Genomic DNA, 7,142 nt, shown 5'->3' with positions numbered 1-7,142 from the left:
CTACCTCGCTGCGCCCCCCCCCCCCCCCGAGTCCGACCCCGCGGGCCTGTCCGACGACGAGGCGCTCGCCCTCCTGCACGCCGACGGGGCCGAGCTGGAGGCGCTGACCGACCTGGCCGACCGGGTGCGCCGGGACACGGTCGGCGACGACGTCACCTACGTCGTGACCAGGAACATCAACTTCACCAACGTCTGCTACACCGGGTGCCGCTTCTGCGCGTTCGCCCAGCGCCGCACCGACGCCGACGCCTACACGCTCTCCCTGGAGCAGGTCGCCGACCGGGCCGAGGAGGCCTGGAAGGCCGGGGCGACCGAGGTGTGCATGCAGGGCGGCATCCACCCGGACCTGCCCGGCACCGCCTACTTCGACATCGCCGCCGCCGTGCGCGAGCGCGTCCCGGACATGCACGTCCACGCGTTCAGCCCGATGGAGGTGGTCAACGGGGCGGCGCGCACGAACCTGCCGGTCCGCGAGTGGCTGCTGCGCGCCCGCGAGGCCGGGCTCGGCTCCGTGCCGGGCACCGCCGCGGAGATCCTCGACGACGAGGTCCGCTGGATCCTCACCAAGGGCAAGCTGCCCGCGGCCGAGTGGATCGACGTCATCACGTCCGCGCACGACCTGGGCATCCCCACCACGTCCACGATGATGTACGGGCACGTGGACTCGCCCAGGCACTGGGTGGCGCACATCAAGCTGCTGCGCTCCCTCCAGGAGCGGGCGGTGGAGCGCAACGGCCGCCGGGGGTTCACCGAGTTCGTCCTGCTGCCGTTCGTGCACACCAACGCGCCCATCTACCTGGCCGGGCTGGCCCGCACCGGACCGACGGTCCGGGAGAACCGCGCCGTGCACGCCCTGGCCCGCCTGCTGCTGCACGGGCACGTCGACAACATCCAGTGCTCGTGGGTCAAGCTGGCCGAGGACACCTGCCGCCAGCTGCTCTCGGGTGGGGTGAACGACGTCGGCGGCACCCTGATGGAGGAGACCATCAGTCGGATGGCCGGGTCGGGGCAGGGGTCGTTCAAGACCATCAGCGACATCCGCGCCCTGGTCGAGCCGACGGGCCGCCCCGTCCGCCAGCGCACCACGACCTACGGTCCGGTGCCGGGGGAGCGCCAGCGCGCGGCCGAGGCCAGCGACGGCGTGGCCCCCAGCGTCCGGCGCCCCTCCCTGCCGCTGGCCTAGAGGGAGAGAGGGGGCGAAGCGCCGGGGGACGGCGCTTCGCCCCCTCTCTCGTGGGGGTCGGCGGCCCGTCAGCCGATGGGGAGTGTGTGACGGGCCGCCGGGGAGCCGCGTGTGGCGGAAGGGGTGGGCCCCTCCACGCGGCCTCGGGTCAGCAGGCGCCGACGAGCCTCCAGACGCCCCACTCGCCGGTGGTGCCCGGCTCCTCGCCCTGGGTCCACCACTGGGCGCGGTACTCCGAGCCCCCGTGGGAGACCACGTCGCCGCCGGTGTAGACGCTGTCGGCCGTCCAGGCCGCGGCGGCGCAGTCGCCGGGCTGCTCGGTGGGCCCGTCGGTCGGCTCCTCGGTGGGCCCGCCGCCGCCGGGGCCGCCGGCCAGGCGGGCCGAGATGGTCTCGGCGAAGGCGTAGCCGCTGGTGGCGTCCCAGTTGATGGACCAGGTCATCACACCGCCGATGGGGCCGTACGGGGTGGCGGGGGAGAAGGACCCGCAGTTGATCCCGGCCTCCAGGCAGTCCAGGGCGCGCACGACCTGGCTGGGCGCCATGTACCCGCCTCCGGCGGCGGACTGCACGGCGGGCAGCCCGAGGCCCACCTGGTCCGGGCTTAGCCCCATCTCCAGCTGGATGCAGGCCAGCGCGGCGACGAAGTCCGGGGTGCCCTGGTGGTACACCTGGTCGTCGCACCCCAGCATCGAGCCGGAGTTGTAGTACTGCATGTTGACGATGGTGAGGATGTCGGAGATGTTCGACGCGAGCTTGTAGTACTCCCGGTTCGGGCTCTGGAAGTCGATGGTCTGCGGCGCCATCGTGATAATCAGGTCCGCCCCGGCCCGGCCGCTCAGGTCGTGCAGGGCGTCGGACATGTACTGGGCGTTGATGCCGTGCTCCAGGTCGATGTCGACCCCGTCGAAGCCGTACTCCTGCATCAGCTGGTACGTGGTGTCGGCGAAGTTGCGGGCCTGGGTGGCGTTGGCGACGTCCACGTGCCCGAGCTCGCCTCCCACGGAGATGATGACCTTGCGGCCCTCGGCCTGGATGGCCGCGATGTCGTCGCGGAACTGCTGGTCGGTGTAGCCGTTCAGCTCCTGGCTGGCGAGGTCGAACGTGATCCCGCCGTCGAGGGTGGGGTGGTTCTCGGCGAAGGCGACGGCGACCAGGTTGTACGAGGAGGGGATCTCCGACAGCGGCATCACGGTGGAGCCGTTGGAGAAGTTGTGCCAGTACCCGGTGAGCCACTGGCCGGTCTGCTGGACCTGGGCGGAGTCGCTGTCGGACACGGTCTCGACCTCGGCGGGCGCGGGGGAGAGCTGGCTGAAACCGGCGAGGAGTCCGGCGGTCAGGAGGGCGAGGGCGCCGGTCAGCGCGGCCTTCGCGGCTCTGGGGGCTTTCCTGAGGCGGTGTTCGGGCATCGGGGGTGCTCCTGTCGTCGAGCGGGGGAGACGAAGGGGCTCTGTGAGCCGCTAATTGTTAGGAAACCTTAAAGTTGTCACGCGGCTGCGTCAACGAAAACGGTAAGGAAAGTTTGTAGTTTTTCTGCGGGTCTCAGTACCTTTCCCGAGTCACAGGAACCCCTTCAGTACCAGGAGAGGCGACCGCAGCGCGTACCGTTGATCACACTCCGTGCGCGCCCGCGCGGGCGTTCGCGTCCCGCGGGCTCTGGTTCCCACACATTCACACGGAGCGTGCGGAACGGTCTCCGGAGGCCCCGGTTCCCACGGGGAGCGCGGCCCCGCACCGGACCTCACGGGCCCTACGGGCCGGCCCCGGCCGCCCCGGAACTCACGAGCCGTACGGACCCGCGCCCGTGTCCCGGATGTCCAGGTCCCGGCTCATCTCCTGGAACACGGCGTGGTCTATGTCGCCCTCCCGGTACATCGACACCAGCGCGTCCCTGCGCGCCTGCGTGATCTGCGCGTGCACGGCCCTGCCGCTGTCCGCCCGCTCGCGCGCCCGCCCGTCCCCGGCGTCCATCAGCCCGCGCACCTGCGAGACGCGCCGCGTGTACACCGAGCGCAGCGAGTCGGCGGTGCGGTCGTCCACCTCGCCCTCCCGCAGCAGCTCGTCCACCTTGCTCAGCGCCGCGCAGCTCATCTGCTCGTCCGCCCGAAGGAACTCCATCCGCCGCGCGCCCTCGCCTGCCATGCCCAGCTTGCGCAGCAGCAGCGGCAGCGTCATCCCCTGTCCCACCAGCGTCCCGAGCACCACGACCCCCGCCACGAAGACCAGCGCGCCCCGTTCGGTGAACGGCTCACCGCCCAGCGTCGCGGGCAGGGACAGGGCGATCGCCAGCGACACCGCCCCGCGCATCCCGCTCCACCCGATGACCAACCGCTCCCGAGGGTCGGCCCCCTCCAGCCTCGAGAACGGCGGGATCCGGTGCAGCGGGATCACCACCAGCATCAGCCCCATGCGCAGGGCGACCGCCGTGGCCGTCGTCGCCAGCGCCACCCACACCAGGTCCAGGAAGGCGAACTGGTCCCGCACCGCCGTGACCACCGAGTCCAGCTGCAACCCCAGCACCACGAACAGCATCGACTCCAACAGCCCCACGAGGGCACCCCAGATCGTCTGCCCGTTCACCCGCACCCGCGGCGGAAGCAGTCCCTCGCCGCGCGTGCCCAGGTAGAACCCGGCGACCACCGCCGCCAGTACCCCGGAGAACCCCGCCATCTCCGCCGGGATGTAGGCCGCGAACGGCGTGACCAGCACGACCATCAGCTGGAGGGACGGATCCCGCATGCGGGTCCGCGACCACGACACCGCCAGCGCCACCGCGGCGCCGTAGACCAGGCCGCCCGCCACGACCTTCAGCAGCTCGACCAGGCCCTCCTGGGGCGTGAGCGGGTGCGCCATCGCGGTCACGGCCAGGCTGAACAGGGTCAGCGCCACGCCGTCGTTGATGAGGGACTCGCCCTCCAGGAGGGTCAGCACCCGGCGCGGGGTGCCCACCCGCTTGAGGATCGCCGACGCCGCCACGGCGTCGGTCGGCGCCACCGCGGCGCCCAGGGCGATCGCCGCGGGCCACCCCACCGAGGGCATCAGCAGGTGGACGATCCCCGCCAGGCCGAACGCCGTCAGCAGCGTCACCCCCACCGCCATCACCACGATGGGGCGCGCCAGCTCGCGCATGTCCTTGGGGGAGGAGAAGAACGCGGCGTTGTAGATCAGCGGGGGCAGGAACACCAGCAGGATGACCTGGGGAGAGATCGACAGCGAGTGCAGCCAGGGCACGACTCCCAGGGCCATGCCCAGCAGCACCAGCACGACCGCGCCCGGCACCCGCAGCCGCCCCGCGACCAGTCGGCCGCAGATCACCGCGACCACGATCACCAGCGTGGCGACCACATATCCCTCGACGGACACCCCGCACCTCCCCGCCGACCCCCGGACGCACCAGCATGGCGCTGCCGGGGTCCGCCGGTCGCCCTGACGCGCCGGTCGCCGGGGGACACGCCCCCGGCGACCACCGCGTCAACGGGTCAGCGCACGGCGACGAAGTCCTCCGGGTCGCGCGGCGGCCTCTCCCGCGGCGCCTCGGCCGCGTACCCCACGGCCACCGCGCCCATCGGCCGCCACTCCTCGGGAACCTCCAGCACCTCGCGCACCACGTCCGCGCAGAACATGGTCGAGGAGACCCAGGCCGATCCCAACCCCTCCACGGCCAGCCCCACCAGCAGGTTCTGCACCCCGGCACCCATCGCCACCAGGAACATCGACCCCTCGGCGTCGGCCCGGCGCGCGTCCGGGTAGGGGTGCGCGCCGTCGGCCACCAGGAAGGGCACCACCAGGTACGGCGCGCCGCGCAGCACGTCGCCGCGCCGCGTGCGCCGGGCGATCTGCTCCTCGGTGAACCCGTCGCCGCGCAGGTCCGCCACCCACGCCGCGAGCATCGCGTCCAGCAGCCGCTTGCGCGTGTGCGCCGACTCCACCAGCACGAAGCGCCACGGCGTCGTGTGGTGCGGCGCGGGGGCCGTCACCGCCGCGGCCACCGCCCGACGCACCGCCGCCGGGTCCACCGGCGCGTCGGTGAACGAGCGCACCGTCCGCCGGGCCGGGATCACGTCCCGCGACCCGTACCGGAACAGGTCGGCGTCGGGCGGACGGATCAGCACCGCCGCCCCCGGGCCGTCCTCCTCGGTGACCAGGTCTCCCAAGCCGCTGACCACCGCGACCGGGACCCCGTTCGTCTTGCCCTTGACCAGCTCGCCCGCCCCGGCGATCTCGTCGGCCACCGCGTTGACGGTCGCCTCCATGAGGTTGCCGTGGGTGTCAGTGGTGCCGCGCAGGTCCTGCACGGCGGACAGCCCGGCGGCGCCGATGGCCACGTCGGTCTGCCCGACCCTCCACGGGCGCCCGAAGGTGTCGGACACGATCACGCCGACGTTCACGCCCAGGCGCTCGCCCAGCCCGGCGCGCAGCGCGCGGGCGGAGGCGTCCGAGTCCTCGGGCAGCAGCAGCACGGTGCCGGGCTCGACGTTGGAGGCGTCCACTCCCGCGGCGGCCATGACCAGCCCCTGCCGGGTCTGCATGATCCCGGTCCTGCCCGCGCGGGCCACCACCCGGACGGTCTCGGAGGCGACCGCCTCCTCCCGGTCCATGCGGCGGGCGCGGCCCTCGGCCTTGCTGACGACCTTGGAGGTGACCACGAGGATGTCCCCGTCGGCCAGCGCGGTCCCGGAGGCGGCCACCGCCTCGGCGACCAGGGCCGCCAGGTCGTCGCCCGACCGCACCTCGGGGATGCCGCCGAGCCCGCGCACGCGCAGTTCGGCGCTCACTCGCCGCCTCCCCGCCCGTGGGCCAGCTCCACGGCCAGGTCCACGGCCGCCCGCGCGATCGCCTCGGTGGCGGCGGGGTCGCTCATGTACAGGGGACGCGAGCGCACCTCGATCCCCTCCACCTCGGTGCCCGCGTCGGCCTCGTCCACCAGCCAACCGTCCAGCAGGTCGGCGCCCAGGTGCGCGGCGACCGCGCCCGCGCTGGTCTCCACTCCGATCGCGGTCAGGCAGGCGTCGGCCATGCCGCGCACCGGCGCGCCGCCGATGATGGGGGAGACGCCCACCACGGTCTTGCCCACCATGGCCTCGCGGATCCCGGGAACGCCCAGGACGGAGCCCACGCTGACCACCGGGTTGGACGGGGGCAGGATCACGGCGTCGGCTTCGGCGATCGCCTCCAGCACACCGGGCGCGGGCTTGGCCGTCTCGGCGCCGACGCTGACGATCTGTTCGGCGGGCAGCGCCGCGCGGTGTCGGATCCACCACTCCTGGAAGTGGATGGCCCGGCGCCCCTCCCCGTCGTCGACGACCACGTGCGTCTCGACCTGGTCGTCGGTCATCGGCAGCAGCCGCACGCCCGGCCGCCACCGGTCGCACAGCGCCTCGGTGACCGCCGAGAGGGGGAACCCGGCGGCGAGCATCTGCGCCCGCACGATGTGGGTGGCGGTGTCGCGGTCGCCCAGGCCGAACCAGGTGGGCTTCATCCCGTAGGCGGCGAGCTCCTCCTTGACGGTGAAGGACTCGTCGGTCCGGCCCCAACCCTGCTCCTCGTTGATCCCCCCGCCGAGGGTGTACATCACCGTGTCCAGATCCGGACAGATTCTCAGCCCGAACAGGGTGATGTCGTCACCGGTGTTGCCGATGACGGTGATGCTGCTGTCTGTGGTGTGCTCTTCGGTGGCCGACGCCACGGTTCCGAGCGCCGCCCTGAGGCCGCGGAGGAACCGCGCGCCGCCGATACCGCCAGCCGGTACGACTATCCGCATGCGTCCAAGTCTGGCAGTCTGGAGGCGTGTATGGGTCGTCTGCCCCGCCGTGGGCACGATCCGTGCGTGACCGTTCCGGTATCGGAGGTCCGTGAACTCCGGGGCTGCGGTCGCCATCCCACTCTTCGGCCCCGCCCGGTGTCCCCACATCCATGCCCGGACGCGGCCGATCCACACGTGACAGCCCGACGCCGTTTCC

Annotated in this window: 5 protein-coding genes; 1 reads left to right on the top strand and 4 read right to left on the bottom strand. The window is 72.7% G+C overall.

What is annotated here, in order from left to right:
• The coding region (cofH, locus tag ACSIH6_RS29075; protein ID WP_435111520.1) for a 5-amino-6-(D-ribitylamino)uracil--L-tyrosine 4-hydroxyphenyl transferase CofH at positions 1-1,183 on the top strand (1,183 nt) is incomplete at its 5' end.
• Positions 1,184-1,331: 148 nt separating this feature from the next.
• Here cofH and ACSIH6_RS29070 read toward each other — a convergent pair.
• From ACSIH6_RS29070 to cofD, 4 genes are all read right to left on the bottom strand, one after another.
• A complete protein-coding gene (locus ACSIH6_RS29070) occupies positions 1,332-2,591 on the bottom strand; it encodes a glycosyl hydrolase family 18 protein (protein WP_435111519.1) in 1,260 nt (419 codons plus the stop codon).
• A gap of 370 nt (positions 2,592-2,961) precedes the next feature.
• On the bottom strand, positions 2,962-4,545 hold the full coding sequence (locus ACSIH6_RS29065) for a Na+/H+ antiporter (RefSeq protein ID WP_435111518.1): 1,584 nt from the start codon (positions 4,543-4,545) through the stop codon (positions 2,962-2,964).
• A 116-nt stretch (positions 4,546-4,661) separates the two neighbouring features.
• Positions 4,662-5,957, bottom strand: a complete 1,296-nt coding sequence (locus tag ACSIH6_RS29060; protein ID WP_435111517.1) for a coenzyme F420-0:L-glutamate ligase — start codon at positions 5,955-5,957, stop codon at positions 4,662-4,664.
• Complete coding sequence (gene cofD, locus ACSIH6_RS29055) at positions 5,954-6,943, bottom strand: 2-phospho-L-lactate transferase (RefSeq protein ID WP_435111516.1); 990 nt, start codon at positions 6,941-6,943, stop codon at positions 5,954-5,956. Before cofD ends, ACSIH6_RS29060 begins: the two co-directional genes overlap by 4 nt.
• Positions 6,944-7,142 lie beyond the last annotated feature (199 nt).

The sequence above is a fragment of the Nocardiopsis synnemataformans genome (assembly GCF_965343085.1).
GTDB classification, from domain to species: domain Bacteria; phylum Actinomycetota; class Actinomycetes; order Streptosporangiales; family Streptosporangiaceae; genus Nocardiopsis; species Nocardiopsis alborubida.
The sequence above is the reverse complement of the archived record's forward strand: the minus strand, read 5'-3'. Positions and strand labels throughout refer to the sequence as shown.

Bases quoted from the DNA above. Each gene is read 5' to 3' on its own strand.
- ACSIH6_RS29070 (WP_435111519.1), bottom strand. From the start codon at position 2,591: ATGCCCGAACACCGCCTCAGGAAAGCCCCCAGAGCCGCGAAGGCCGCG.
- cofD (WP_435111516.1), bottom strand. From the start codon at position 6,943: ATGCGGATAGTCGTACCGGCTGGCGGTATCGGCGGCGCGCGGTTCCTC.